This is a genomic window from Streptomyces sp. NBC_00316 (genome assembly GCF_036158715.1).
Taxonomy (GTDB): Bacteria; Actinomycetota; Actinomycetes; order Streptomycetales; family Streptomycetaceae; genus Streptomyces.
Genome location: NZ_CP108023.1, coordinates 7,807,940 through 7,834,656 on the forward strand (window position 1 = coordinate 7,807,940; position 26,717 = coordinate 7,834,656).

Below are 26,717 nucleotides of genomic sequence, written 5' to 3' on the forward strand. Positions count from 1 at the left end.
TGGGACGGGCAAGGGGAGCAGAGCGATGAAGAGTGAGATCGAGGACGCCGACGGACACGGTGCGATCCTGGGCGTGACCCCCGTTGGGGCGGGGGTCGAGGTCCGGGTGACGGGTCCGGCGGGGGAGTTCTCACTGATCTGCACCCCTGCCCGGTCCCGGGAACTGGCTGCGGCTCTCGCCCGTGCGGCGGACGAGGTGGAGAGCGCGCAGTCGGCGGAGCCCGTCACCGTCACGGCGCAGGAGCTGCGCCGTGGTGACGTGCGGGCCGGCGACCGTGCCATGACGGTGGAATCCGTCAGGGTCGACGGGGCGATCGCCCAGGTCACCTGGAGGTCGGACGCCGGACGCAGCTGGACCCAGGGCTACGACGCCGATGCGGAGATCACTCTGCGGCGCCGTGCCTGAGTCGTGAACGGTTCGCGGATGAGGCCCTTCCCGGAAGAGAAACGGGGAAGGGCCTCATCCGCATGGGCGCGTTGTACGAGAGTCATCGTAATTTGACGTTCGTCGTACTACGGGATGTATCGTACTAGCGATCCTGTCGTCCCGGCGAAACGGAGACCGTCGTGAGTGCCCTGTTCGAGCCGTACACCTTGAGGTCGCTCGTCATACCCAACCGGGTATGGATGGCGCCCATGTGCCAGTACAGCGCGGAACCGGTGGGGCCGAACGCGGGCGTCGCGACCGACTGGCACTTCGCCCACCTCGCGGCACGCGCCATCGGCGGCACCGGACTGATCCTCACCGAGGCGACGGCCGTCAGCCCCGAGGGCCGGATCAGCCCCGCCGACCTCGGCATCTGGAACGACACCCAGGTGACCGCCCTCCGTCGGATCACCGCCTTCATCAAGAGCCAGGGCTCCGTCGCCGGCATCCAGCTCGCCCACGCCGGCCGCAAGGCATCGACCGCGGCCCCCTGGCTGGGCGGAGGGCCCGTGGGCCCGGACGAGCACGGCTGGCAGCCCGTCGCCCCCAGCCCGCTTCCGTTCGACGAGGGCCATCCCGTACCGCAGGAGCTGACCGTGGAAGAGATCCACGCCGTCGCCGAGCAGTTCCGCGAGGCCGCTCGCCGCGCCCTCGACGCGGGCTTCGAGGTCGCCGAGGTGCACGGAGCCCACGGTTATCTCGTCGGACAGTTCCTCTCCCCGCACAGCAACCGGCGCACCGACGAGTACGGCGGCAGCTTCGAGAACCGCGTCAGGTTCGCCCTCCAGGTCGTCGACGCCGTGCGCGACGTGTGGCCCGAGGACCTGCCCGTCTTCTTCCGGATCTCGGCCACCGACTGGCTCACCGAGAACGACGAGGACGACCGCGAGGGCTGGACCGTGGACGAGACGGTGCGGCTGGCCGCGGAGCTCCGGGCCCACGGCGTCGACCTGCTGGACGTCTCCAGCGGCGGTAACGCGCCGCATGCCCGGATCACCACGGGCCCCGGCTACCAGGTTCCGTTCGCCGCCCGGGTGCGGGAGGAGACCTCGCTGCCTGTCGCGGCCGTGGGGCTGATCACCGAGCCGCAGCAGGCGGAGAAGATCGTCGCCGACGGGCAGGCGGACGCCGTGCTCCTCGGACGGGAACTGCTGCGGAGCCCGTCGTGGGCGCAGCAGGCGGCACGCGAACTGAGCGCTGAGGTGCCCGTGCCGTCCCAGTACCTGCGCGCCGTCTGACACGACGAGCCCTCGCCGGACAATCCGGCGGGGGCTCGTTCCGTCGCATCCGTGCGGCGAGGCGGGGACGCTGGAGGACTCGCTGGCCGACGCGGTGCTCGGCCGCCGGGGCCAGCTGCTGGAACGTGACGAGCAGGCCGCGTATTCCTGGGAACGCGGCGACTGGTGGCGCAACGTGTTCGATCCCGCAGCCACCGACGGCTCCGGGATGACCGGCTGCATCCAGGCGCGCAACGTCGACGGGGCATGGGTGACCCCGTTCGACCCTGGGAGCGACCCCGGTTTCGCGCAGGCGCCAGAGCCACGTAGGCCTGGATGGTTCCGCAGGACGTCCAGGGGCCGGCGGCGGCCACGGGCGGCAGGGAACGGGTGGCTCAGCGGCTCGACGCCTTTCCGCGAGGCCGACGGATCCTGGTCGGTGAAGGGCGGCGACGCCCTGCGCCACGACCCGACCAGTGAGCCCGGCATCCACGCACCGTGGCTCTGCACCGTCCGGGGCAGCCGTGGAAGACGCAGGCGACGGTTCGTCAGATCCTCGACACCGTCCACGGCGCGGGTCCCGGCGGCCTGCCCGGCAATGACGACCTGGGCACCAGGTCCGCGTGGTGCGTCTTCTCGGCGCCGGGGCTCCACCTGCAGACGCCCGGCAGCGCCACGATGCTGCTGGGGCCCCGCTCCTTCCGGACGCGCTGATCGACCGTGCACACGGCAGGGACATCACGATCGGCGCCCCGGGCGCCGACGCCGCCCATCCGTACATCGACGCGGCTCGAGTCAACGGGGGTACCAGCGACCGGTTTTGGACGGATCCGAGCCTGGTCGCCCGTGGCGGCACCCTCGCCCTCCGGTTGGCTGAAGCACCCGATTCCAGCTGGGGCACGGCAACTTCCGGACCGCCGCGGTAGGGGGCGTACCGATCGGTTCCGGCTCCCGGCGAGCGGTCGCACGGCCTGCTCGCCGGGAGTCGGCCTTCATTTTCTATCGTTGAAAATTCTCTGTGCACGACCGTTGTGATGCGTTTGATGCTGTGGCTCAATGTTCGATTGTGTGCGTGCCTCGTTGTGTGCGAGGCACTTCAGCTCTCGACGAGGACGACGCCTTGAGACGACAACTGCCCCGCCCCCGAGTCCTGTTCAGATCGATGGCCTGTACGGCCGCGCTGCTGATTCCCCTCGGGGCCACACTGGTCCCTGCCGCTGCCGCCGCGCCTGCTGCCGCCGTCCCCGCGAGCGCCGCATCGACCGCCACCGCGAAGGCCTTCGCCGACGACGACCCGACCGCCGATGTGCACGGGCTGAAGGGCGAGTACTTCCGGATGTCCGCCCCGGGCGCCCGCGACTTCGCCGAGCTCGGCGGAGTCGCACTCGACCCGGAGATCAATTTTCCCGGTCTGACCGGGGCGTTCGAGTCCACTACGGGCAGGACGGAGAACACCACGGCCCGCTGGAGCGGCAGCATCACAGCCCCCGAGACGGATGACTACACCTTCGCCGCAAGCGGCGACAACGGCTTCAGGCTCTCCATCGACGGAAACGTCGTCATCGACCACTGGCTGCCGGACTGGGACAACGAGCAGACCAGCAAGCCCGTCTCGCTGACTGCGGGCGAGCCGCACCAGTTCCGCCTGGAGATGTTCCAGGACACCGGCGGCGCCAACATGTTCCTGCGCTGGTCCAGTGAGAAGCTCAAGAAGCAGATCGTTCCCGAGTCCGCCTTCACGCCGCCGGCCGACTTCGAGGTCTACCCGGTCGCGCTGAGCGTTGCCGAGGACGGACAGCGCCTGCAGGCGACCTTCAAGGACGAGGTCAAGAACCTCGGCTCCGTGGAGGGCCACCTTGCCGTCGAGGCCGACACTTCGCCCATGCCGGTGAAATCCGTGACCAAGGCGTCCGACAACTCCCACGCCGTGATTGTCGACCTGGCCGCGCCCGTCCAGAAGGGCCAGCAGCTCCGGGTGGCGTACGACGGGAAGGGCGGGCTCCAGGTCGGCGGCGAGACGGTTCCCCAGATCAGCCGTACGGCGAAGAACCTTTCCACGCACCGGCTGACCACGACCTGGGGCGACAAGCTCGACCGCAACCACCCGCTGCCCGAGTACCCCCGCCCGCAGCAGGTGCGTGGCCGGTGGAAGAACCTCAACGGCCCGTGGGAGTTCGCCGGCGCCACCGCCGACGAGCAGCCGGTCTTCGGCAAGAAGCTCGGTGAGCGCATCACCGTGCCGTTCCCGGTCGAGTCGCAGCTCTCCGGACTCGAACGCCACGAAGACCACATGTTCTACCGCAAGCTCGTGACCGTTCCCAAGAGCTGGTCCGTCGGCAAGGGCAAGGACGGCAAGCGGCTGAAGCTCAACTTCGGCGCCGTCGACTACCGGTCGGTGGTCTGGGTCAACGGCACGAAGGTCGCCGAACACACCGGTGGCTACACCTCTTTCAGCGCCGACGTCACCGACGCGATCAAGGGCAGCGGCCCGCAGGAGATCGTCGTCGCCGTCACCGACACCACCGGCCCCGACCAGCCGAAGGGGAAGCAGTCCGGCAACCCGGGCGGCATCGTTTACACCCCGTCCTCGGGAATCTGGCAGACGGTGTGGATGGAGCCGGTCGCCGCGGCCTCCGTGGACTCGCTGACCACGACGCCGGACATCGACAGGAGCACCCTCGCCCTGACCGTCAACTCCGCCGCCGCTTCGTCCGGCGCCCGCGTCACGGCGGTCGCCCGCGACACGAAGGGCCGGGTCGTCGGCACGGCCAGCGGCCGGGCCAACACCCCACTGAGCCTGCCCGTCAGCAAGCAGCACCTCTGGACCCCTGACGACCCGTACCTCTACGACCTCGACGTCACCCTGACGGACGGCCGTTCCAAGGACACCGTCGACAGCTACTTCGGGATGCGCTCCATCGGGATCGCGAAGGTGGGCGGCTACCAGAAGCTCGTTCTCAACGGGAAGCCGTTCTACTCGCTCGCCATGCTGGACCAGGGATTCTGGCCCGACGGTCTCTACACGCAGCCCAGCGACGCCGCGCTCACCTTCGACCTCAAGGCGCAGAAGGACCTCGGCTTCAACGCCGTGCGCAAGCACATCAAGGTGGAGTCCGCCCGCTGGTACTACCACGCCGACCAGCTCGGCCTGCTGGTCTGGCAGGACTTCGTCTCCAGTGACATCACCGGTGAGAAGGGCCGGCAGGCCTTCCTCTCCCAGGGCAAGGAGATGATGCAGCAGCTGCACAACTCGCCGTCCATCGGCGGCTGGATCGTCTTCAACGAGGGCTGGGGCGAGTGGGACCGCACCGAGACCGGGAAGATCGCCGAGTCGGTCAAGGCGGCCGACCCGTCCCGCGTCGTCAACGCCCACAGTGGTGTCAACTGCTGCTCGTCGAAGGGTGACTCGGGCAAGGGCGACATCATCGACCACCACGACTACCTCAACCGCGAGGCACCGTTCCCGGACGACCGTGCCGCGATGGACGGTGAGCACGGCGGCTTCACGCTCCGTACCGCCGGACACATGTGGCCGGGGGCGCCGGCCGCGATCTACAGCGGTGTGGCGGACAAGGACGCCCTGACGGCCAAGTACGTCGACAACACCCGCACGTACTACCTCGCGGCGGCCGACGCCGAACTGTCCGGCTCGGTCTACACACAGGTCACCGACCTGGAGAACGAGCTGAACGGACTGTGGACGTACGACCGGCGCGAGATCAAGGTCGACCCCGCGAAGGTGCGGGAGATCAACCAGCAGGTCATCGCCGCCGGCGCGGCCGCCGGTCACCGTGACGAGGTGAAGGGCGGCGCCCGCTGGCCGCTCGACGAGGGCAAGGGCACGACCTCCGCCGACCTCGGCCCCAACCACAGCAGCCTCACGCTGAGCGAGGGCACCTCCTGGACCACTGGTGTGCACGGCTCCGCGCTGAAGTTCAACGGTCAGGGGCAGTACGCGCAGACCAGCGGTCCCGCCGTCGACACGACCGGGAACTACACGGTCTCGGCCTGGGTCTCGCTCGACTCGCTCCCCGGCAACTACGCCACCGCGGTCAGCCAGGACGGCAGGCGGACGGAGAACCCGTTCTACCTCCAGTACGGGCAGGGGGCCTTCGCGTTCAGCACGCCGGGCGGCAACCGGGCACGGCTGGAGATGAAGCCGGCACTCGGCACCTGGTACCACCTTGTGGGTGTGCGCGACGGTGACGAGGAGAAGCTCTACCTCGACGGGAAGCTCGTGGCGGCCGCCGCGGCCGGTCCCGCCGACGTCAGCACCGGGCCGCTCTCGGTGGGACGCGCCCAGTACGCGGCGGAGAAGGGCGACTTCTGGAACGGCTCCATCGACCAGGTGAGTGTGTTCGACAGGGCGCTCACCGCCGACGAGGTGAGCGCGCTCCACGACAGTGAGCAGCCGTAGGGCTCCGGCGGACCGGTGGCTCCCGGCGGGGCGACTCGGTGCCCGCGCCGCCGGGAGCGGGCCCTTCCCCGGCGGTCGCCGGGAGCGGTTCATGACCGGATGCGCCACTCGCGTACGTGAAGCGGCCCGGCAGCGGCGGTGGTGCTGCCGCTGCCGGGCCGTGGTTCCCATGAGTGGGGGTGGGCGTTCGTGGTCAGGGCGCCCAGGGAGCGTCCACGGCCCACGTGGTGTCCTCGGTGAAGGTCGCCGGGTTGTCCCAGGTGTGGCCACCGCCCGGAGTGGCCAGCCACACCTCGGAGTCGATGTGGCGCAGATAACTGCCCGGGAGGTTGGCGCTGGTCAGCCTCACCCCGCCGGACCGGGCCACCGGGCACCAGGTCGCATCCGCCTTGAACAGCGCCGACCCGTCGTTCGCGTCGCGCCTGACCCGGAAGTCCCGGTGACGGAGGAACTCACCGGGATAGTTGCGGGACTCGAACGAATAGCAGTTGCCGTTGGCGAGACCGGTGACGATCTTCCACGTGGCGTCGCTCCTGAGGAGCGCGTCGCTGCCGCCGTTCACCACCGCGGTGAACGCCGGCCCGTCGTAGTGGCGCAGGTACCTGTCGGTGTACCCGGGCGTGGTGACCCGTAGCGACGTGTACTGCCCCGTGGGCAGCGTGACCGGCGGTGACGTGGTGCGGGAGGCGCTGATGAGTGCTTGGTTGGCGGCCTTCACCCGGGCGGTGTCCACCTCGACCACCTGACGGCCGTCGGGCACCTGAGCGGTCCAGGGCGTGGTCATCGGGGCCGGTTTCGGTGACCAGGAGGCGGCGTCGGCCGGCGCCGAGCCGGCTGCGACCAGCGCGGTGGCCACCAGTGCCAGCAGCCCGGTGCCGAGCGTGAAGCGCGTGGACAACCGTCTCCACCACGGCCGTCGGCGGGGGACATGCGCACAGTTCATCTTTCCTGCTCCGTCACGAGTGACGGGTACGCTCCCCGCGCCGGACCGGGGCGGGGAGCGAGAGCGAACGCCGGGAAAGATCAGAGCAGCTGCCAGAGGTGGTCGTCGGTGCCGTTGTCGTCGAACTGGACGACGTGGGCGCTGTTGTCCATGGACATGTTGTCCACGCCGAGGACCTTGCCGGAGTGACGGTTGCGGATGCGGAACCGGCCGTCTTCGTCGGGGACGAGCTGCCAGAGGTGGTCGTCGGTGCCGTTGTCGTCGAACTGGACGACGTGGGCGCTGTTGTCCATGGACATGTTGTCCACGCCGAGGACCTTGCCGGAGTGACGGTTGCGGATGCGGTACCAGCCGTCTTCGTCGGGGACGAGCTGCCAGAGGTGGTCGTCGGTGCCGTTGTCGTCGAACTGGACGACGTGGGCGCTGTTGTCCATGGACATGTTGTCCACGCCCAGGAGCTTGCCGGAGTGCAGATTGCGGATGCGGTACCAGGTGTCCGAGAGCCAGGGTGCGGCGTTCGGATCAGCCGTCGGGAAGGAGGTGATCCGCAGCCGGGCCGCGCCCATCGGAACGAGGGTGACCTCCTCCACCGGCTCCGCGCTGCGTGCCGGACTGTCCTGGAGCGGGGCCACCACGTGCTCGCTGTCGGCGGTCCACTCCGGAATCCGCCGGGCCCGGGCGGTCAGACTGAGCGGTGTGTCGTCGAGAGTGAACGGGTTGTCGTCCGTCGCCCGGGCGTTACGGCGCGTGCGGACCGACGCGGCCGGATTCTCCGCGTCGAGCACGAGGCCGTAGTTCCAGGGACTCGTGGCGTGGACCGCGTACTCGGGGAACGCATCCGTGCCGCCGATCCGCTCGTAGCGTTCGCCGATGCGCAGGGAGTACGTCAGCGGTCCGCGGTCGATGCTCACCGCGCCGTGGTTGTCCGCCCAGGTGCGCACGGTGGTGCGCTGCGGGAAGCGCAGGGTGACCCGGTCCCCGTCGGACCAGTTCCGCTCCACGCGCGTGAAAGCCGGCCCCGCCGGTGCGTCGACACGGCGCCCGTTGACCTTGATCTCGGGTGCGGAGCACCAGGCGGGAACCCTCAGCACCAGCGGGAAGCGCAGGTGCTTCGGTGTCCTCACGGTCACCGAGACCGTGTCCGTGAACGGATAGCCGGTCTCCTCGACGAGGGTGACCTCGGTGCCGTCGGCGACCTTCGCCGTCACCTCGCAGGCCGCGTACATGGCTGCGGCCAGGCCGCCGTCCGGGGTGGCGAGCCACAGCTCCTCGACGAAGTAGGGCCAGCCCATGCCGTAGTTGTGCGGGCAGCAGCGGTACTGGTCGACGCCCGGAAGGTACGCCTGCATCGCGAAGCCGTTCTGGAACTGCCGCCCGCTCTTGGGGACGTTGTCGAGATCGACGCTGTTCGCGCTCGTGATGTAGTGGATGGCCCGGCCCGACGGATCCAGTGACGCGGGCAGCGAGTTGAAGGCCAGCTCCTCGCAGCGGTCGGCCCAGAGCGGATCGCCGGTGATCCGGGTGAGCAGCTGATGGCTCGCCATGAACTCCACGATGCCGCAGGTCTCGAAGCCCTGCCGCGGGTCGCCGTGGCCGGGGCGGGCGTTCTCGTCCCCGGCGAAGCCGCCACCGGGGAACTGCCCGTACTGGTCCATCGCCCTGCCGTACGTCCCGTACGTGGCCCGGGTGTCGTCGGCGGAACCGCTGCGCAGCGCGTACTGGGCCGGCTCGCGAAAGCCCTGGGCGATGTTGACGTTGTGCAGGCTGACGAGGTTGTCGCCCCAGTCCGCCCCGTTGGCATGGATCTTGTCGGCCAGGTCGAGCAGGAAGGTGTCACCGGTTCGGTTGAAGAGCCAGTAGACGCTGTCCAGTCCGTCACCCCAGCGCAGGGCGATCCAGCTCGTGTTGAACGCCCCCGGACCCTGAGCGTTCATGAAGCGGAAGAATCTGCTGAGGAACGGGATGATGCGGCTGTCGCCGCTGTACTCCTGCCATGAACGCAGCGCCTGGACCAGCGGGAGGAAGGGCCAGAAGTCCGGGCCGCCGTTCAGTGAGGTACGCAGCGCCTTCGGACCGAAGAATCCGTCGGACTGCTGCGTGGTGAGGATCGCGTCGAACCAGCGGCGCACGGCTGCCAGGGCCTTGGCGTCCCCGGTGACGATGGCGAGGTCGGTGTAGCCGCGCAGCCAGTACGGGACCTCCTCCCAGCCGCCCAGCTCCGGGCGGACCCAGCCGGTGGCGGTGAAGTCGAGGAAGTGCGAGAACTCCTCGTACCGGCCGCACAACCCGTCGAGCTGGAGCCGGAGTTGCCCGGCCAGCCAGCCGCGTGCGGTGACCCGGCCCGGCGGAAGCCTGAGGAAGGCCGTCGGATGCAGGGGCGCGGCGTTGGGGGAGTAGTGGCCGCCGTGGGCGGCTGCCACGCGGTTCTCGGCGGCGGTTGCGGTCGTGGCCCACCGGCCGGCCGCGGGCGTGGCGGCCGCGGTGGCCAGTGCGCTCGTCATGAGCTGTCTGCGGTTCAGGGGCATACGGGGAGCTCCTGCTCTGCCGGCCGTGCGGGACGGGCGGCTCACGTCGGGGTCTCGGCTCATGTGCGGTCCTGCGTACGCGTGTTGCGGGCGCAGCGAACCGGCCCGCTGTTTCCGCGCATGACAAGGACTGCCGTCGCGCCGGACCGGGCCCGGTCGTCAACTGCATTGCAACGTTGGAAACTTGACGTCCGGCCGTATGACAGCACGTGGTTGGGCTGCTGTCCAGAGGTGGCGCACCGCTGGTCCGCAGGGCGTGGGCGGGTTGGCGGGGTGTCGCCGCCGGGAAGGGCGACACATTTTGGAAACGCGTCGCCAACACCCTTGCCGCCCGTGCCGCACCGCCTATATAACGTTGTAAACCGAGCCGCCGACAGGCCGCGGAGGCTCGTGCGACCGCAGCTTCACCAGCAGTTCTGTGCGTCTCGAAGCGGTGTCGTGAGGAATGCACCGGCATCCGCCGCCCGCCGGCTGATGCATCGTCCAGCCATGCCCGACCGCACGCCCGCCGGCGTGCCGTCATCCCGCCAAGGAGCGTCCCGCGCATGATGATCCAGCGTCGAACCCGTACCCTCGCCGCGGCCTGCCTGCTCGCGGCCACCGCCACGCTGGCCGCCTCCGGCTGCTCCAAGTCGGAGACCTCGAACAACGCCGGCGGCGACAGCAGCCAGGAAGCCCAGGCCGCCAAGACCCCCGAGGCCGCTTCGGGTTCCGGCTGCTCGCTGCAGACCTATGGCGCGCCGAAGCTGGACCTGAAGGACGCGGTCGTCGGCTTCTCCCAGTCGGAGAAGGAAGCCAATCCGTTCCGTATCGCGGAGACCCAGTCCATCAAGGACGAAGCCGCCAAGCTCGGTGTGAAGAAGCTGCTCACCACGAACGCGCAGTCGCAGCTTTCCAAGCAGATCAGCGACATCCAGGACATGCTGTCGCAGGGCGCCCAGTTCCTCATCGTCGCACCGCTGAACTCGGACGGCCTGGAGCCGGCCCTCAAGGCGGCCGCGGCGAAGAAGGTCCCCGTCCTCACCATCGACCGCAAGGTCAACTCCACCGCATGCAAGGACTACGTGGCCTTCCTCGGCTCCGACTTCGTGGAGCAGGGCAAGCGTGCCGCGGACGCGATGATCAAGGCGACCGGCGGCAAGGGCAAGATCGCCATCCTCCTCGGCGCGTCGGGCAACAACGTCACCACCGACCGCACCAAGGGCTTCGTCGACCAGATCAAGGCCAAGGCGCCCGACATGGAGATCGTCGCGCAGCAGACCGGTGAGTTCGCCCGCGACAAGGGGCAGCAGGTCATGGAACAGCTCATCCAGTCCAAGCCCGACATCACCGCCGTCTACGCGGAGAACGACGAGATGGGCCTCGGCGCCGTCACCGCGCTGAAGGCGGCCGGGAAGAAGCCCGGCAAGGATGTCAAGATCGTCTCCGTCGACGGCACCCGCAACGCCGTCCAGGCACTGGTCAACGGCGAGTACAACGCCGTCATCGAGTCGAACCCGCGTTTCGGCCCGCTGGCCTTCGCCACCGCGCAGAAGTTCTACGGCGGCGAGGAGATCCCGGAGAACGTGATCATCTCGGACCGCGCGTACGACGAGACCAACGCGAAGGCCTCGCTCGGCGGCGCGTACTGAGCCGAACGGCTCCGGCAATGGGGGGCGGGCCGGCCCGCGTATCGCACCGGGCCGGCCCGTATACGGCCGTCGCGCCACGGCCGTACCGGCCCGCACGTCCTCGTCCCCGCTCCCGCGCGCATACCCGTACCGCCCAGTCGCGCCCCCGGGCCCACATCGGAACATCGGAAGGCCACGAACCATGGCACCACCCGAAGCAGCACCTCGGACGACGGAGGCGACCGCCCCGCCCTCGGCCGACACCGTCCTCGAAGCCCGCTCGGTGACCAAGAGGTTCCCGGGCGTCGTCGCGCTCGACGACGTGTCCTTCTCCCTGCGCGCGGGGGAGACCCACGCACTGGTGGGGGAGAACGGCGCCGGAAAGTCCACCCTGATCAAGGTGCTGACCGGCGTGTACCGGCCCGACGAGGGCGAACTGCGGATGTCCGGCCGACAGGTCACGTTCGCGCGGCCGTTCGAGGCCCAGCAGGCCGGGATCTCGACGATCTACCAGGAGGTGAACCTCGTCCCGCTGATGAGCGTGGCGCGCAACATCTTCCTCGGCCGTGAACCGAAGAACCGCTTCGGCCTGATCGACTTCGCCCGGATGCACCGCGATGCGGCCGCCCTGCTGGACGGCTTCGGCGTACGCGTCGAACCCCGGCGGCCCCTGCACACCCTGGGTGTCGGCACCCAGCAGATGGTCGCGCTCGCGCGCGCCGTCTCCGTCAACGCCCGGGTCGTCGTCATGGACGAACCCACGTCGTCGCTCGAACCGCGCGAGGTCGAGACCCTCTTCAGGGTCATCGGGAACCTCCGGGACCAGGGCATCGCCGTCCTGTACGTCAGTCACCGCATGGACGAGCTCTACCGGATCTGTGACCGCGTCACCGTCCTGCGCGACGGCCGCCACATCCACACCGGCGACCTCGCCGCCCTCGACCGGATGCAACTGGTCTCGATGATGCTCGGCCGCGACCTCGCCGAGGTCCGCCGCAACGGCACGACCGGTTTCGCCGCCGAAGGACACGACGCGGCACGCACCCCCGTGCTCACCGCGGAAGGGCTCTCCCGCAACCACCAACTCCACAACATATCGCTGTCGTTGTACGCCGGCGAAGTGCTCGGACTCGGTGGTCTCCTCGGTTCGGGCCGCAGCGAGACGGCCAAGGCCCTGGCCGGTGCCCTGAGCCTGGACGCCGGTGAACTCACCGTCGGCGGCCGCAGGCTGCGCCGGCTCACCCCGGCAGGCGCCATCCGTGCGGGCATCAGTCTGCTGCCCGAGGACCGCAAGGCCGAGGGAATCGTCCCCGGTCTCTCCGTGCGCGAGAACATCGTGCTGGCCGCCATGCCCCGCCTCTCGCGCGCCGGTGTGGTCTCCCGAGCCAAGCAGGACCGCATCGTCGACATCTTCATGAAGCGCCTGCGCATCAAGGCGGCGAGCCCGGAGCAGAAGGTCGGCGAACTCTCCGGCGGCAACCAGCAGAAGGTCCTCCTCGCCCGCTGGCTCTGCCTCGAGCCCAAGGTCCTGCTGCTCGACGAGCCGACACGCGGCATCGACGTCGGCGCCAAGGCCGAGGTCCAGAGCCTGATCGACGACCTCGCACGCGAGGGGCTGGCCGTCCTGCTCATCTCCTCCGACATCGAGGAACTCATCGAGGGCGCCGACCGGATCGTCGTCCTGCGCGGCGGATCCGTCGCCGGCGAACTGACGGGTGACGAGGTCGGTGAGAGCCAGCTGCTCGAAGTACTCGCCGATCACGCACCGCCGCCCGCCCCCGAGGTGCACCCGGCGCCCGCTACCGACCCAGAGGTGCAGTCGGCGCCCTCGCGCGCCCCCGAGGTGCAGCCGGCGGCCGCTACCGACCCCGACGACCGGACGGCACCGGCGCCCGACCCCGGCGTGCCGTCGACACCGGAGCCCGACCGGAAGGCCCCGGCAGCACAGGAGGACCCGCGATGACCACCCAGGCCACTCTCGCCCCACCGGCCCGCCCGCTCGCGTGGCTGCGCAATCCCGCCTGGTACCAGGAGTACGGCGTGTACGCGGCCGTGGCCGTACTGCTGGTCTTCAACGCCCTGTTCACCGAACACTTCATGACGGCCGACAACCTCCGCACCCAGCTGGTCCAGGTCGCCCCGATCGTCATCGTCGCCCTGGGCATGGCCCTGGTCATCGGCACCGAGGGCGTCGATCTGTCCGTCGGTTCGACCATGGCGCTCGCCGCCGCCCTCCTCCCGCTCTACCTGGGTTACGGACTCGTGCCGGCGCTCGCCGTCGCGCTGCTCGCCGGCGCCGTCGTCGGAGCGGTCAACGGCGCCCTGGTCTCGCTGATCGGGCTGCAGCCCATCGTCGCCACGCTCGCACTGTTCGTCGGCGGCCGTGGTCTGGCCCTGGTCATGGCCGACGGCCAGCTGAAGCAGATCATCAACCCGGACCTGCTCTCGCTCGGCACCGGGTCCTTCCTCGGCATCCCGCTGGTCGTGCTCATCGCCGCCGCACTGGCCGCCGCCGTCGCGTTCCTGGTCCAGCGCACCACCTTCGGCCGCCAGATCGTCGCCGTCGGAGGCAGCCGGCCCGCCGCCGCACTTGCCGGCCTGCCCGTCCGCCGCGTGCTGATCGGGGTGTACGTGCTCTGCGGAGTGTTCGCCGCACTGGCCGGCATCCTCGCCACCGCCAGGCTCACGGCCAGCGACCCCTCCTCGCTCGGCACCCTCATGGAACTCTCCGCCATCACGGCGGTCGTCGTCGGCGGGACCCCGCTGAACGGCGGATCCGTCCGCGTCCTCGGCACCGTCGCAGGCGCCCTGCTGATGCAGCTGCTGCGGGCCACCCTCGTCAAACACGACCTGCCCGACTCCACCGCACAGATCGCCCAGGCGGCCATCATCATCGCCGCCGTCTACGTCGCCCGGGAGCGTCGGTCCCGATGAACAAAACCACATCCGCCCCCTCGGCCCCGGCGGTCGCCCCGCACACAACGCCCGCCCCGGCCGGCCGCAGCGTGCCCCGTCCGGTGGGCGACGGCGCCGAGCCGAAGGCCACGCAGCGGATCGCCGAACTCGTGCAGCGCCAGGGCGTCCTCGCCGTCCTGCTCACGGTCGTGATCGTCGCCTCGTTCGTGTACCCGACGTTCGCCACCCTCGACAACGCCCGCGGCGTGACCGTGCAGGCGTCCTTCCTCGCCGTCGTCGCCCTCGGCATGACGATGGTCATCATCACGGGCGGCATCGACCTCTCCGTCGGATCCGTCTTCGCGCTGGGCGGCGTGCTCGCCGCCTGGGCCTCGCAGTGGGGGCTCCTGCCCGCACTGCTCGTCCCGCTCGTGGTGTGCGCGGCGATCGGCCTGCTCAACGGGTTCCTGATCGCCCGTGCCGGGATGGCGCCCTTCATCGTCACGCTCGCCACCCTGCTCGGCGCCCGTGGCCTGCTCCTCGCCATCACCGACGAGGGGGCGACCACCTACCTGGTGCCCAAGGGATCAGCCTTCGCCGAGCTCGGACAGGGCAGTATCTGGGGCTTCGGCCACCCGATCCTGATCGCCCTGGTGCTGTTCGCGGGCGGCGGGCTGCTCCTGCAGCGCACCTCGTTCGGACAGACGCTCTTCGCCGTCGGCGGCAGCAGCGACGCGGCCACCCTGATGGGCCTGCCCGTCGCCCGCACGAAGATCCTCGTCTACACGCTCAGCGGTCTGCTGGCCGGCCTGGCCGGCGCGCTCAACGCGGCCAGGCTGTCCTCCGGCGTGACGATCATCGGCGTGGGCATGGAACTCGACGCGATCTCCGCCGTCGTCATCGGCGGCACCCTCCTCATCGGTGGGGCGGGATCGATCAGCGGCACTCTCTGGGGCGTCCTGCTGCTGGCCGTCATCCAGAATCTGATCAACCAGATCGGCACGCTCAACTCCTCGTACCAGTCGGTGGTCAGCGGCGGGTTCCTTATCGTTGTCGTCGTGGCGCAGCGTTATCTGGCGCGCAGCCGCAGAACCACCTGAACCGTGCCGGGCCCGGGTCCGCCGGGCCCGGGCCGGAGCAAGCCGATCCCCTGCGCGACACCGCGCGCCGAGACGAGTGAGGGAGTGCCGTGGGCGTCAGCCTCAAGGACGTTGCGCAACGGGCGGGCGTGTCCATCAAGACCGTGTCGAACGTGGTCAACAACTATCAGCACGTCACACCCAAGATGCGCGCCAAGGTGCAGCAGGCCATCGACGAGCTCGGTTACCGGCCGAACCTCACCGCGCGCCATCTGCGCAAGGGCCGCACCGGCATCATCGCACTCGCCGTGCCCGAGTTCGGCAACCCGTACTTCGCGGAGCTGGCCGGCGCGGTCGTCGACGCGGCCGCCCGGCACGACTACACCGTGCTGGTCGACCACACCGGCGGTCTGAGGGAGAAGGAGCTCCTGGTCAGTCAGGGTTTCCGGTCCCATGTCATCGACGGTCTCATCCTCAGCCCCATCCATCTGGAGACCGAGGACCTGATGGCGCGCAGCGAGACCGCGCCCCTGGTCCTGCTCGGAGAGCGCGAGTACGAAGCCCCTTACGACCACATCGCCATCGACAATGTGGCGGCCTCCCGCGACGCCGTACGGCACCTCATCGACCTCGGGCACCGCAGGATCGCCTTCCTCGGCTCCCGCACCGGACGTGAGCGCCAGCCCGCCCATCTGCGTCTGCGGGGGTGGCGCGAGGAACTCGCCGCCGCCGGCATCGAACCCGACGAGGCGCTGGTCGTGGTCACCGACGGATACGGACGCGAGGACGGGGCCGTCGCCATGGCGGCCCTTCTCGACCGCGGAGAACGGCCCGACGCCGTCTTCGCGTACAACGACCTCATCGCCATCGGCGCCATGCGCACCCTCTCCGAGCGCGGACTGAGCGTCCCCGGCGACGTCGCCGTCGTCGGCTTCGACGACATCGAGGAGAGCCTGTACGGAGCCACCACGCTCACCACCATCGCCCCGGACAAGGAAGCGATCGCCCGGCTCGCCGTCGACAGCCTCGTCGAACGGCTCTCCGGCAGTCCGGTGCCCGAACCCCGGCGGCCCCGCCCCGGCTACCGGCTCGTCGTCCGCGAATCGACCGTGCCGCAGCCGTCCGAGCGCCCTTCGCCCGACGCCTGTCCGTAGAATCCTGCCTGGTCAGTCGCCCGTCACCAGGTTTTCCGAAGAAGGAACGCGATGCCTCGCCCCACCGTGCACCACCAACCGTTCGGCGCTTCCCAGGGGCGTTCCGACGTCGAAGTCTGGACACTCGATTCCGGTACGGGTGTCCAGGCCGAGATCCTCACCTACGGCGGCATCCTGCACAGCCTGACCGTGCCGGACTCCACGGGAGCCGCCGTGTCGGTCGTCCGGTCGCTGGCCGGGCTCGACGACTACACGGGGAAGAACCCCTTCTTCGGCGCTCTCATCGGCCGCTTCGCCAACCGCATCGCCCACGGCCGCTTCACCCTCGACGGGACCACCCACGAGATCCCCGCCAACGACCGCGGCCACGCCCTGCACGGCGGCCCCGACGGCTTCCACACCAGAATGTGGCAGGCGACGGGGCACACCACCGACGACACCGCGGTCGTCCGGCTCACCCTGCACAGCCCCGACGGCGACATGGGGTTCCCCGGGGCGCTCGACGTCACCGCGACGTACACCCTCGACACTGCGGGCACACTCGCCATCGACTACACGGCGACCACCGACCGCGCCACGGTCGTCAACCTCACCAACCACGCCTACTTCAACCTCACCGCCGACGGCGACATCCTCGGCCACCGCCTCCAGGTGGATGCCGACACCTATCTCCCCGTCGACGCGGACGGCATCCCGCAGGGCCCCGCCGCAGACGTATGCGGCACGCCGTTCGACCTCACCGCCCCGCACACCATCGGGGAGCGGATCGCCCTGCCGGACGGACAACTGACCCTGGCGGGCGGCTTCGACCACTGCTGGATCGTCCGTGAGGACGGGACCCCGGAGACCCTCAGACGGGCCGCCCGGCTCAGCGCTCCGGAAACCGACCGGATCATGGAGGTCTGGACCACCGAACCCGGGGTCCAGGTCTACACCGCCAACCAGCTCGACGGCTCGCTCAACGGCACCGCAGGCCGGCGCCATGACCGGCACAGCGCGCTCTGCCTGGAGACCCAGCACCTGCCCGACTCACCGAACCGCCCGGACTACCCCAGCACCGTCCTGCGGCCCGGCGAGACCGCGTGCAGCCGCACCGAGTTCCGGTTCCCGCACCTCGCCGCCTCCACGCGCTGAGCCGCCGCCGGAGGTGACGGGCGTGCGCGCGGCACGCCCGTCACCCCTGCCTACTTCAGATAGGGACCGTCGGCCCCGATCTTGCCCGGGGCCGCGTTCCGGCCGCCGAGGTCGAGCACGTAGACCCGCAGATTGCCCTTGCCCGGCGCCGGGACGGCAAGCGTGCCGCCTGTCACCACCCGCGTGTCCCCGGTCACCGCGTCCTTGTAGGTGCCGTTGGGGATGCCGGTGTACGTGGCCGATCCGGTGACGGTCACCAGCGCGAAGCTGTCGACGCCGCTCGTGGCGTCGGTGTAGCGCCGCTTGTACGCCATCGATCCGGTGATGCCGTCGGTGGAGTACTGGCCCATCTGCAGGGCCGGCACCGCCCGCCGGATCTCGTTGAGCCGCTGCAGGTGCTTGACCAGGGGCTTGGCGAGCGTGTCGGCGACCTCTCCGGTGGCCGAGGAGACCTTGCTGAAGTCGGACGCCTGGACCGTCCCGGCGAGATGGTCTCCGTAGTACGCGCGGCCGGTGGTCGCCAGCGGGCAGGTCGGCCCGCAGTCGATCTTCTTGCCCGCCTGGAACTCGATCTCCGACCCGTAGTAGAGGGTGGGGATGCCGCGGAACGTCCACATCAGGGACATGTTCTCGGCCCATGCGTCGGTGCCGCCGGAGTAGCGCTCGCTGCTCTTGTTGGGCCCGTAGTCGTGGCTGTCCACGTACACGACGTTGTACGTGGCGTCGTTGTAACTGTCGTCGGAGTCCTTGCCGTTGTTGTACGCGTTGTTGGCATCACCGAAGTTCATGTGCATCCGCATGTCGATGACGTTCATGCCGGAGAACCGGCTGTGGTCCGGTGTGTGGTAGGCGTTTCCGTTCAGGAAGGCGTTGGCGGAGGTCGGCTGGGCCCCGGTGCCGAGCTGCTGCTCGTAGTCGTACATCTCCAGGGCGGCCTTCGCGTCGTCGGCGTCGTACTCCTTGCGCTCCTTCCAGGTGTAGAACTGCGCCGAGTGGTTGACCGAGCCGCGGTTCCACTTGTCGTTGACGAAGGCGGCGACCTCGCCGAAGACGAAGAAGTTTTTCGCGGCCTCCGCACCGAACTGCGACGTGACGCGTTCCTGGATCGCGGGCAGGAAGCGGCGGTTCCAGGTGGTGCGGGGAATGTGGACGGCGGTGTCGATACGGAAGCCGTCGACCCCCATGCCGATGTACTTGTCGTAGGCGCCGATCAGGTAGTTCTGGACGGGCGCGCTCTCGGTGTTGAAGTCGGCGAGATCCTCGTGCAGCCAGCAGCTGCGGGAGTCCTCGCCCTCCCAGTTCCCGATCCAGCAGTTGTGGTAGTACGTCTTCGGGAACATGCCCGAAGTTGGGCTCGGCCACTGGCAGTTGTAGACCCTGTAGCCCTCGGCGGAGGTGCCCCCGGTGGGCTTGCCCCAGTTGAGGCAGGTGTTGCCGGACGGCTCCGCGGTGGACCAGAGATCGCCGTTGTAGTAAGACTTCCCGGACTTGGACTCGACGTTCAGGCCGTCGTACTCGAAGCCCTCGTTCCTCTCGTCGTAGTACCAGCTCCACTGGTCGTCCCGGACCCCGTAGACGGTCGGGGTGAACAGGCCCTTGGCACCCCAGCGCGAGGAGTGGTTGTAGACGACGTCCTGGTAGATCTTCATGCCCTTGGCGTGGGCGGCGTTGATGAGGTCCTGGTACGAGGCGCCCGCGGACTCCAGGCGGGCGTCGACCTTGTAGAAGTCGTAGCCGTGATAGCCGTGGTAGTCGTAGTCGGACCGGTTCAGCACCACCGGAGTGATCCAGACGGCGGAGAAGCCGAGTCCCTTGATGTAGTCGAGCTTGTTCACCAGGCCCTTGAAGTCACCGCGGAACATGGGGTCGTTGTTCGCCGCGTTGCCGGACTTCACATGCTGGCTGCCGCCGCGGTTGTTGGAGCTGTCGCCGTCGTTGAACCGGGCCGTGAGCACGAAGTAGATCGGGTCCTTGCGCGGATCCGTGCCGAGCGGTGTTCCGGCCGCCGGTGCGGCCGGCCTGTCCCCGGTCGTGGCGGTGGCGGTGGTCGACGCCGGGGAGACGTTGCCCGCGGCGTCCACGGCCCTGACGGTGTAGCTGTACGCCGTCCTCTCCTCCAGGTTCGCGTCGGAGAGGACGGTGGAGCCGACGTCCGTCACCGTCGTGCCCTTGGTTCCGCCGGTACGGGTGACCTGGTACTTCGTCACCCCCCGGTCGTCGGTGGACGGGTCCCACGACAGCACCACGGAGACACCGTCGGCATCGGCGGTCACGTTCGACGGGACGGTCGGGGCCACCGTGTCCGGGGGCTCGGCGGCGCACGGGTCCTCGGCGCCGGCGGTGACCTTCTTGTCCTCGACCGTGGAAACGCCCGGCGGGATCGTGTAGTTGCTGCCGTTGTTGTTGTCCCAGACGCCGTTGCCGTTGTTGAACGCGGCCTGCATCGTGGTGGCGCCGCCCAGATCGACGGACCGCTTCATCCATCCCGTACAGGCTTGTTCCATGCCGACGCCCGGTACAGCGGTCCATGCCCCGCCCGCGGGCTGGTAGTGCAGGTTGGTGGTGGTCCAGCCGACCGTCGCCGTGGAGTAGTAGACCGAGGCGGTGTGGGTGTCGCCGGGAGTGGGGGACGGGTCCGGGTCGGTGCCGGCGCACGGATCGCTGTGGGCCACGACCCCGTCCTTGACGGTGAGGGTGCCGGTGCCCAGTGCGTAGTTGTTCCCGGCGTTGTTGTCCCAGACTCCCGAACCGTTGTTGAACGTGGCGGCGAGACCGTTCGCACTGCCCAGGCTGACGGTCTTCTTCACCCAGTCCGTGCACGCGGACTCCATCTGCACGCCGGGCACCGTGGTCCAGGACCCGCCGTCCGGGGCGTAATGGAGGTTGTACGCAGACCAGTTACGGGTTTTCGTGTAGTAGAAGACCGTTGCCGTGTTCTCCGTGGCCGCGGCCGGCGCGGCGGTGGCGGTACCGGCGGGGTGCGGTACCGCGGTGAGGAGCCCCAGAACCCCGGCAGCCGCGACGGCTGCCGCCAGGGGGCGTCTCAGCAGTCGGCGGGGGGTGCGTTTCATGCGAATCTCCAGGGGGAGGGCTGCGGCCGGCCGGCCACAGCAGCCAAGAGCGCGGCTGCTCAGCGAGCAGCCGCGGTCCCGCCGGAGAACCCTGACGCGCCTCGGGGTTCGGCGAGCAGTGCATCCCGTCAGCAAGTGCTGTCAGAATTTTTCTGCAATCTTTTGCGATGCGGAAGTTACCCGGGCATGACAGGTACGTAAAGGGCTGCGGCAGGCGCAGTTGCGACCGGTCGGCATTCCGGTGCGCACGCCCGGGTCAGTGTCCGGGGAGCGCCTGCCCCGCGAGGACCTCCGCGGCCGCCTGCCCGCAGACGCGGGCCGCGCCGTGGGTGTCGATGCGCACGGCGCCGCCGGGACCCGCGTGCGGGACGCCGAGTTCCACCGTGATCGCGTCGGGCCGGTGGGCGAGCAGAGCGCGCAGCCACTCCCGCACGGCGGGCCGGCGATGCGCGTCGCGGACGGCGAGGACGAGCGGCCGGTCTGCGGCCTCGGCGAGGATCCTGTCGGCGTGCGCCGGGTCGAACGGGGCGAGGGCGGGCAGCGTGGTGCGGACGGTCCCCGGCATGAGCGCGGTGAGGGCGGGCCCGAGGCCCCATGGCGTGCCGTCGCTCTGGACCAGGGTGCCGGGCACGCCGAACTCGACCAGGAGCGCGGGGGAGCGCAGTGGCAGAGCAGCCGGGTCGCCGACGGTGGTGCGCAGCGCGCGGCGGGCGGCGGACAGACCGAGCGACCGGTCCGGCACCGGGGCGGGAACGGCTTCGGCCAGGGCCCGCTGCCAGGCGGTGAACTCCGCGGTACGGGCCGCGGCCTCGGCGAGGCGCTCCTCGGTGAGTTCGCCGCGGGTCACGGCTTCGGCGATGGCGGAGCGCAGGCCGGCGAACTCGGTGTCACCGGACCCGTCACCGAGGCAGACGAGGTCCACCCCGGCGGCGAGCGCGCGGACGGTCGCGCCGGCCAGGCCGTAACGGGCGCGGACGGCCTGCATCTCGACGGCGTCGCTGACGACAAGCCCGTCGAAACCCAGCTCTTCGCGCAGCAGTTCGGTGATCACGCGGGGGCTGACGGTGGCAGGGCGGTCCGCATCGTAGGCGGGGATGAGCAGGTGGGCGGTCATCACCGCGCGGGCTCCGGCGGCGAGGGCGGCGCGGAACGGCGGCAGGGCCAGTTCCGCGATGCGGTCCGCGTCCATCGCGACGGTGGGCAGGTCGAGATGGGAGTCCGTGTCGGTGTCGCCGTGACCGGGGAAGTGCTTGGCGCAGGCGGCGATCCCCGCGTCGTGCATCCCTCGCACCCAGGCGGCGGTGTGCCGGGCGACCAGGCCGGGGTCCGCGCCGAAGGAGCGGACGCCGATGACCGGGTTGTCGGGGTTGGAGTTGACGTCGGCGTCGGGGGCGTAGTCGAGGCCGATGCCGACGGCGCGCAGTTCGCCGCCGATGGAGTGGGCGACGGCCGCGGTGAGCTCGGGATCGTCGATGGTGCCGAGGGCGAGGTTGCCCGGGTAGGAGGAGCCGGTCGCGGTCTCCAGCCGGGTGATGTCGCCGCCCTCCTCGTCGACCGCGATCAGTACGTCGGGATTCTCGGCGCGCAGCGCGGCGGTGAGCGCGGCGGTCTGCCCGGCGTCCTGGATGTTGCGGCCGAAGAGGAGGACCGAGCCCAGTCCGCCGGCCAGCCGGCGGCGGATCCAGTCGGGGGCGGTGGTGCCCTGGAATCCCGGTTGCAGCACCTGGTCGGCGAGGGCGAGGAGTTCACCGTCGGCGCGGGTGGGGCGGGTGGCTGGGGTGGCAGGCATGGCGGGTCCTCTCGGGCCGGGCGGCCGGGGTGGGTGGGTGGCTCGGCGGGCCGGGTGCGACCGGGGCCGGGGGAGGTCGCCGGTCAGACGTCCTTGCTGTACGTCCAGAAGACCCGGCCGAGCCTCGCGTCAACGCCGCGGGCGTAGAAGTGGATGGGGGCGGTCCAGCCGATCTCCGCCTCGTCGAGACCCGATGCGCGCTGGTCGGCGAGGCAGCGGCGCAGCAGGACGGTACCGACGCCGAGCCCGCGCTCGGAGGAGTCCGTGCCCATCGGGCCGAACCAGGTGCGGCGGTTGACGCCGTGGCAGGCGAAGCCCACGAAGACAGGGCCGTCGGCGCCTTCGCGAACGGCGACATGTCCGCGCGGCGGGTCGTAGGTGAGCGCGCGTGCGGCCTCGCCGTCCCAGCTACCGCCCCACTGGCGCATCCAGGCGAGGAACGGCTTCTCGTCCGCGGACGCAAGACGGCGGACACGCACCCCGGCGGCGGCCAGGCGCGCCTCGTCGTCGGCGGTGTCGAGCGGCGCGGTGCGCAGATCGACGCTCATGTTGAGGCCCTCGGGACCCCGGGTGTAGCCGCTGGACTCGGCCAGGCACACCGCGCGGGTGTAGCGGATGTCGATGCCGGGCCATGCGTAGTACGGGGGCCTGCCGCGGATCATCAGCCGCTCGGCCCCGGCGGCGACGAGGAGTTCCTCGGCGCGGGTCATCAGGGCGCGGCCGATGCCGCGGCTCTGTACCTGGGGCAGTACGGCGAGGAGCTCGATGTGGCCGATGGCGGGGGTGCTCGCGGTGGCGGGCCGGAGTGCGGCGAGGGCGAGGCCGACCGGTTCCCCGTCGGCCTCGGCGAGGATGCGCAGTTGCGGGCGATCCGCTGTCTGCGCCCACAGGAGATCGAACACGTCCTCGGCGTCGCTGTCGTGGACGAGTGCCGCTCGGGCGAGGGTTCGCAGCGCGGGAAGGTCGTGCTCGGTCGCAGTGCGTGCCACCGGAAGGTACGTCATGCCTGCTCACCTCGGGGGTAGCTCCGGGAGACACCGGATCGTAAGTGAATGACATTGAGGATCTATCTTGCGGTGGAAATTTACCAGCGGGATGATCGGGCTGTCAGCCCCCCGCACGTCTCTTCACCGCACCGCACCGCATTTCACCTCACCCGAAGGCAGGCAGTGATGACCGACCGCGAAGATCCCCCTGGTCCCGCCGATCCCGAAGACCTCGTCCGCAGCGCGGTGCAGGACGGTGTCGTACCCGGCGCCGTCCTGATCACCGGGCGCGGAGCGCACGGACCCGTCCGCACGGCCGCCTTCGGCACCACTGCCGACGGGCCGTTGGGACGTCCCGTCACCGCGGACACCGTCTTCGACGTGGCCTCGCTCACCAAGGTGGTGGCCACCACGCCCGCCGTGCTGCGGCTCGCCGACACCGGGGCGCTGCGGCTCGACGATCCGGTGCGCCGCCATCTGCCGGACTTCGCGGGGGCCGGCAAGAGTGAGGTGACCATCCGTCACCTGCTGTCGCACACCTCCGGACTGCCCCCGCACCGCGACTTCTGGAAGCTTCCCGGCGGCCCTGCCGACCGGCGGGCCGCCGTGCTCGCAGAGCCTCTCGAGGGCCTGCCGGACACCGCCGTCCGCTACTCCGACCTGGGGTTCATTCTGCTCGGTGAGATCATCGCCGCAGTCGCCGGACAGCCGCTCGACGCCGCCGTGCAGGAGCTGGTGCTCGATCCGCTCGGCCTGGCCGCCAGCCGCTACCTGCCGCCCGCCGCATGGCGGGAGAACATCGCCGCCACCGAGGCGCCGCCCGGCGGTGAGCCCAAATGCGGTGTGGTGCACGACGAGAACGCCGAGAGCCTGGGCGGCGTCGCAGGGCACGCCGGGCTGTTCTCCACCGCCCCGGACCTCGCGCACTACCTGCAGGCGTGCTGGCTGGCCGACGAGTCACTGCTGTCGGCCCGGGCCCGGGCCGAGGCACTCAGCCTGCAGACCGCAGGACTTGACGGTGCGCGGGGGCTGGGCTGGACGCTGCCCGGCGACGTCTGGGACCACATGTCCCCGCAGTGGCCCGCGACCGGAGCCGGGCACACCGGCTTCACCGGCACCAGCCTGGCTCTCGACCCTGTCAGCGGGATCTGGGCGGTGCTGCTGACCAACGCCGTCCACTACGGACGTGGTGCCCGCGCAAAGGAGTTGCGACGCGTGGTGCACGCCGCCGTCGCGGCCCGCGCGGGCGTGAACGCCCGGTGACGGGTCAAGATCCCGCATGGCACAAAGCCCGGACACTCAGCTACGCGTACCCCAACGAACCCGTAGGATTCCCACATGGCTGCCGCACGTGACCGACAGCGCGGAGGCGACGACGCCCCCAGGCGCTCCGCAGCGCCCACTCCGGAGCGCGCCACGCCGCCACAGACGGTGCTGGTGCAGATAAGGGCTCTGCTGCCTTCTCTCCCACCGTCCGAGCGGCGGGTCGCCGAAGCGGCGATCGCCGATCCGGTCGGGGTGGCCGGGAAGACCATCAGCGAACTCGCAGCGGAATGCAGCACCTCCGAGACCACCGTCGTCCGGTTCTGCCGGGCGGTCGGCCTCAAGGGCTACCCCGATCTGCGGATCAAGCTCGCCTCGGCGGCCGGCAGCGAGGACAGCGGTCCGTCCTGGTCCAGCGCCGGCAGCGACATCGGGCCCGGCGACTCGCTGGCCGACGTGGTCGGCAAGCTGGGCTTCGCGGACGCCCACGCAGTCGAGGACACCATCGCCCAGATCGATCTCAACGTCCTGCAGCGGGTGATCGACGAAGTGGTCGGGGCGGGCGCGGTGGATCTGTACGGCGTGGGCGCCAGCGCACTGATCGCCCTCGACCTCCAGCAGAAGCTGCACAGGATCGGGCTCCGGGCGTCCGCCTGGCCGGACCCCGACGGCGCGCTCACCTCCGCGGCGCTGCTCGGCCGGGGCGACCTGGCCATCGGCATCTCGCACACCGGGGCCACCACCGACACCGTGGCCGCGCTGGGCGAGGCATGGGACAACGGCGCCACGACCATCGCCATCACCAACTTCCCGCGCTCGCCGATCGCCGAGGTGGCCGACCACGTGCTGACCACGGCGGTCCGCGAGACCACCTTCCGGTCCGGTGCGATGTCCAGCCGGATCGCCGCCCTGACGTTGGTGGACTGCCTGTTCGTCGGTGTGGCCCAGCGCAACTACAGCCGTACGACACGGGCTCTGGAGCGCACGTACACGGCGGTGCACCGGCGCCGCGGGCCGCAGTGACGGCTCCCCGGCTACGAGGACGCCCCGCGACCCGAACGGGTCGCGGGGCGTCCTCCTGCATGCTCAGCCGAAGGTGCGCAGCGCCGTGCGAACGCTTCCGTCGCCGATCTCCAGGGCCTTGCGTGCCTGCTCCGGAGAGCACTCCGCGAGAAGGCCGACCAGGGCCGTCTTCAGCTCCCCTCCCGACGCGGCGAGGGCGGCTCCACAACGGTCCTCGTCCAGCCCGGTGGCCTCGACCAGGATGTTGAGGACCCGGCCGCGCAACTTGTCGTTGGTGGCGGCCACATCGACCATCAGGTTCGAGTACGTACGGCCCTGCGCGATCATCACCGCCGTGGACAGGTTGTTGAGCACCAGCTTGTGGGCGGTGGCCGCCTTCAGCCGGGTGGAGCCCGCGATCGCCTCGGGGCCGGTGTCCACCCCCAGGTGCACGTCCGCCCGATCGGCCAGCCCGGCCTCGGGGTTGGCGCTGACCAGCGCGGTGAAGGCGCCCGCCGCCCGGGCTGCGCGCAGCGCTCCGCCGACGTACGGAGTGCGGCCGCTGGCGGCGATCCCGACCGCGACGTCCCCCGGACCCACCTCTGCCGCGGCGGCCTCGCCGGCGGACTCCTGGTCCTCGAGGCCCTCCACCGGTTCGACCAGCGCGCGCAGACCGCCCGCGTGGTGGGCGACCACGATCCCGGGCGCGAGGCCGAAGGTGGGGATCAGCTCGGCGGCGTCCATGACCGCGAGCCGGCCCGAGGTGCCCGCGCCGAAGTAGTGCAGCCGGCCGCCCGCCCGGATCCGGCGCGCCGTCTCGTCCACCAGCCGGGCCAGGTCTGGCAGCACCGCGGCAACGGCCTCGGCAGGGATCCGGTCCTCGGCGTTGAGCAGGCGCAGTACATCGAGGGTGGGGACGTCGTCGATCTCGAGGGTGCGGGGGTTGCGGCGTTCGGTGGGGGCGTCGATTCGTACCGGAAGCTGCGGGTGCATCGCGGTTTCCTCTCAGAGGGGAGGTCGGGGGCGGACCAGCGCGCGTAACTTTGCCACACACATTGACGGTTGAGCGTAATTTTCTGCCTGCGGCTCGGTTCAGCCGCTGCGCACGCTCCGCAAGAAGCGCAGGTGGCTTGCCGGCCCCCTGCGTGGCGAAAAATTACGAAGTGGATTCAGCCAACGCAATTCATTGACATACCCGGGCTGCC

Annotated in this window: 16 protein-coding genes and 3 pseudogenes; 13 read left to right on the forward strand and 6 right to left on the reverse strand. The window is 70.3% G+C overall.

Going from position 1 to position 26,717, the window contains the following annotated elements; translation table 11 throughout:
• Positions 1 to 25: 25 nt before the first annotated feature.
• From OG878_RS34750 to OG878_RS34770, 5 genes and pseudogenes are all read left to right on the forward strand, one after another.
• Complete coding sequence (locus tag OG878_RS34750) at positions 26 to 406, forward strand: hypothetical protein (RefSeq protein ID WP_328890436.1); 381 nt, start codon at positions 26 to 28, stop codon at positions 404 to 406.
• A 161-nt stretch (positions 407 to 567) separates the two neighbouring features.
• Positions 568 to 1,665, forward strand: a complete 1,098-nt coding sequence (locus OG878_RS34755; protein WP_328890437.1) for an NADH:flavin oxidoreductase/NADH oxidase — start codon at positions 568 to 570, stop codon at positions 1,663 to 1,665.
• Between the two features lie 94 nt (positions 1,666 to 1,759).
• A pseudogene (locus tag OG878_RS34760) lies at positions 1,760 to 1,885 on the forward strand (hypothetical protein); the annotation flags it as partial.
• Between the two features lie 257 nt (positions 1,886 to 2,142).
• Positions 2,143 to 2,570: pseudogene (locus OG878_RS34765) on the forward strand (glycoside hydrolase domain-containing protein).
• A gap of 236 nt (positions 2,571 to 2,806) precedes the next feature.
• Positions 2,807 to 6,061, forward strand: a complete 3,255-nt coding sequence (locus tag OG878_RS34770) for a LamG-like jellyroll fold domain-containing protein (protein ID WP_328890438.1) — start codon at positions 2,807 to 2,809, stop codon at positions 6,059 to 6,061.
• Between the two features lie 193 nt (positions 6,062 to 6,254).
• On the opposite strand, the pseudogene OG878_RS34775 reads toward OG878_RS34770, so the two are convergent.
• Positions 6,255 to 6,809, reverse strand: a pseudogene (locus OG878_RS34775) (AbfB domain-containing protein); the annotation flags it as partial.
• A 275-nt stretch (positions 6,810 to 7,084) separates the two neighbouring features.
• Entirely contained in the window at positions 7,085 to 9,529 is a 2,445-nt protein-coding gene (locus OG878_RS34780) for a beta-L-arabinofuranosidase domain-containing protein (RefSeq protein WP_328890439.1), read from the reverse strand.
• Positions 9,530 to 10,074: 545 nt separating this feature from the next.
• Here OG878_RS34780 and OG878_RS34785 point away from each other — a divergent pair.
• From OG878_RS34785 to OG878_RS34810, 6 genes are all read left to right on the forward strand, one after another.
• Positions 10,075 to 11,160 (forward strand): ABC transporter substrate-binding protein, encoded by a 1,086-nt coding sequence (locus tag OG878_RS34785; protein WP_328890440.1) that lies wholly within the window; start codon positions 10,075 to 10,077, stop codon positions 11,158 to 11,160.
• Between the two features lie 181 nt (positions 11,161 to 11,341).
• Complete coding sequence (locus OG878_RS34790) at positions 11,342 to 13,102, forward strand: sugar ABC transporter ATP-binding protein (protein WP_328890441.1); 1,761 nt, start codon at positions 11,342 to 11,344, stop codon at positions 13,100 to 13,102.
• Positions 13,099 to 14,073 (forward strand): ABC transporter permease, encoded by a 975-nt coding sequence (locus OG878_RS34795; RefSeq protein ID WP_328890442.1) that lies wholly within the window; start codon positions 13,099 to 13,101, stop codon positions 14,071 to 14,073. Before OG878_RS34790 ends, OG878_RS34795 begins: the two co-directional genes overlap by 4 nt.
• Positions 14,070 to 15,134: an ABC transporter permease gene (locus OG878_RS34800; RefSeq protein WP_328890443.1), complete on the forward strand. Its 1,065-nt coding sequence runs from the start codon at positions 14,070 to 14,072 to the stop codon at positions 15,132 to 15,134. Before OG878_RS34795 ends, OG878_RS34800 begins: the two co-directional genes overlap by 4 nt.
• 89 nt (positions 15,135 to 15,223) lie before the next feature.
• Positions 15,224 to 16,267, forward strand: coding sequence for a LacI family DNA-binding transcriptional regulator (locus OG878_RS34805; RefSeq protein ID WP_328890444.1), 1,044 nt, complete (start codon positions 15,224 to 15,226; stop codon positions 16,265 to 16,267).
• A gap of 51 nt (positions 16,268 to 16,318) precedes the next feature.
• Positions 16,319 to 17,401, forward strand: a complete 1,083-nt coding sequence (locus tag OG878_RS34810) for an aldose epimerase family protein (RefSeq protein ID WP_328890445.1) — start codon at positions 16,319 to 16,321, stop codon at positions 17,399 to 17,401.
• Positions 17,402 to 17,451: 50 nt separating this feature from the next.
• Here the strand turns inward: OG878_RS34810 and OG878_RS34815 are convergent, their stop codons facing one another.
• From OG878_RS34815 to OG878_RS34825, 3 genes are all read right to left on the reverse strand, one after another.
• Positions 17,452 to 20,472, reverse strand: coding sequence for a carbohydrate binding domain-containing protein (locus OG878_RS34815; RefSeq protein ID WP_328890446.1), 3,021 nt, complete (start codon positions 20,470 to 20,472; stop codon positions 17,452 to 17,454).
• A gap of 256 nt (positions 20,473 to 20,728) precedes the next feature.
• Entirely contained in the window at positions 20,729 to 22,261 is a 1,533-nt protein-coding gene (locus OG878_RS34820) for a glycoside hydrolase family 3 protein (protein ID WP_328890447.1), read from the reverse strand.
• An 83-nt stretch (positions 22,262 to 22,344) separates the two neighbouring features.
• A complete protein-coding gene (locus OG878_RS34825; protein WP_328890448.1) occupies positions 22,345 to 23,265 on the reverse strand; it encodes a GNAT family N-acetyltransferase in 921 nt (306 codons plus the stop codon).
• Between the two features lie 168 nt (positions 23,266 to 23,433).
• Between OG878_RS34825 and OG878_RS34830 the strand changes: the two genes are divergently transcribed.
• Both OG878_RS34830 and OG878_RS34835 read left to right on the forward strand, forming a co-directional pair.
• The gene (locus tag OG878_RS34830; RefSeq protein ID WP_328890449.1) at positions 23,434 to 24,510 is read left to right on the forward strand and encodes a serine hydrolase domain-containing protein; all 1,077 of its coding nucleotides are present in this window, start codon (positions 23,434 to 23,436) and stop codon (positions 24,508 to 24,510) included.
• Positions 24,511 to 24,585: 75 nt separating this feature from the next.
• The gene (locus tag OG878_RS34835; protein ID WP_328890450.1) at positions 24,586 to 25,533 is read left to right on the forward strand and encodes a MurR/RpiR family transcriptional regulator; all 948 of its coding nucleotides are present in this window, start codon (positions 24,586 to 24,588) and stop codon (positions 25,531 to 25,533) included.
• 63 nt (positions 25,534 to 25,596) lie between these two features.
• Here the strand turns inward: OG878_RS34835 and OG878_RS34840 are convergent, their stop codons facing one another.
• Entirely contained in the window at positions 25,597 to 26,505 is a 909-nt protein-coding gene (locus tag OG878_RS34840; RefSeq protein WP_328890451.1) for an N-acetylmuramic acid 6-phosphate etherase, read from the reverse strand.
• Positions 26,506 to 26,717: the final 212 nt, after the last annotated feature.

Bases quoted from the DNA above. Each gene is read 5' to 3' on its own strand.
- OG878_RS34795 (WP_328890442.1), top strand. From the start codon at position 13,099: ATGACCACCCAGGCCACTCTCGCCCCACCGGCCCGCCCGCTCGCGTGG.
- OG878_RS34825 (WP_328890448.1), bottom strand. From the start codon at position 23,265: ATGACGTACCTTCCGGTGGCACGCACTGCGACCGAGCACGACCTTCCC.
- OG878_RS34770 (WP_328890438.1), top strand. From the start codon at position 2,807: ATGGCCTGTACGGCCGCGCTGCTGATTCCCCTCGGGGCCACACTGGTC.
- OG878_RS34820 (WP_328890447.1), bottom strand. From the start codon at position 22,261: ATGCCTGCCACCCCAGCCACCCGCCCCACCCGCGCCGACGGTGAACTC.
- OG878_RS34785 (WP_328890440.1), top strand. From the start codon at position 10,075: ATGATGATCCAGCGTCGAACCCGTACCCTCGCCGCGGCCTGCCTGCTC.
- OG878_RS34790 (WP_328890441.1), top strand. From the start codon at position 11,342: ATGGCACCACCCGAAGCAGCACCTCGGACGACGGAGGCGACCGCCCCG.
- OG878_RS34835 (WP_328890450.1), top strand. From the start codon at position 24,586: ATGGCTGCCGCACGTGACCGACAGCGCGGAGGCGACGACGCCCCCAGG.
- OG878_RS34830 (WP_328890449.1), top strand. From the start codon at position 23,434: ATGACCGACCGCGAAGATCCCCCTGGTCCCGCCGATCCCGAAGACCTC.
- OG878_RS34780 (WP_328890439.1), bottom strand. From the start codon at position 9,529: ATGCCCCTGAACCGCAGACAGCTCATGACGAGCGCACTGGCCACCGCG.
- OG878_RS34840 (WP_328890451.1), bottom strand. From the start codon at position 26,505: ATGCACCCGCAGCTTCCGGTACGAATCGACGCCCCCACCGAACGCCGC.
- OG878_RS34815 (WP_328890446.1), bottom strand. From the start codon at position 20,472: ATGAAACGCACCCCCCGCCGACTGCTGAGACGCCCCCTGGCGGCAGCC.
- OG878_RS34800 (WP_328890443.1), top strand. From the start codon at position 14,070: ATGAACAAAACCACATCCGCCCCCTCGGCCCCGGCGGTCGCCCCGCAC.
- OG878_RS34750 (WP_328890436.1), top strand. From the start codon at position 26: ATGAAGAGTGAGATCGAGGACGCCGACGGACACGGTGCGATCCTGGGC.
- OG878_RS34810 (WP_328890445.1), top strand. From the start codon at position 16,319: ATGCCTCGCCCCACCGTGCACCACCAACCGTTCGGCGCTTCCCAGGGG.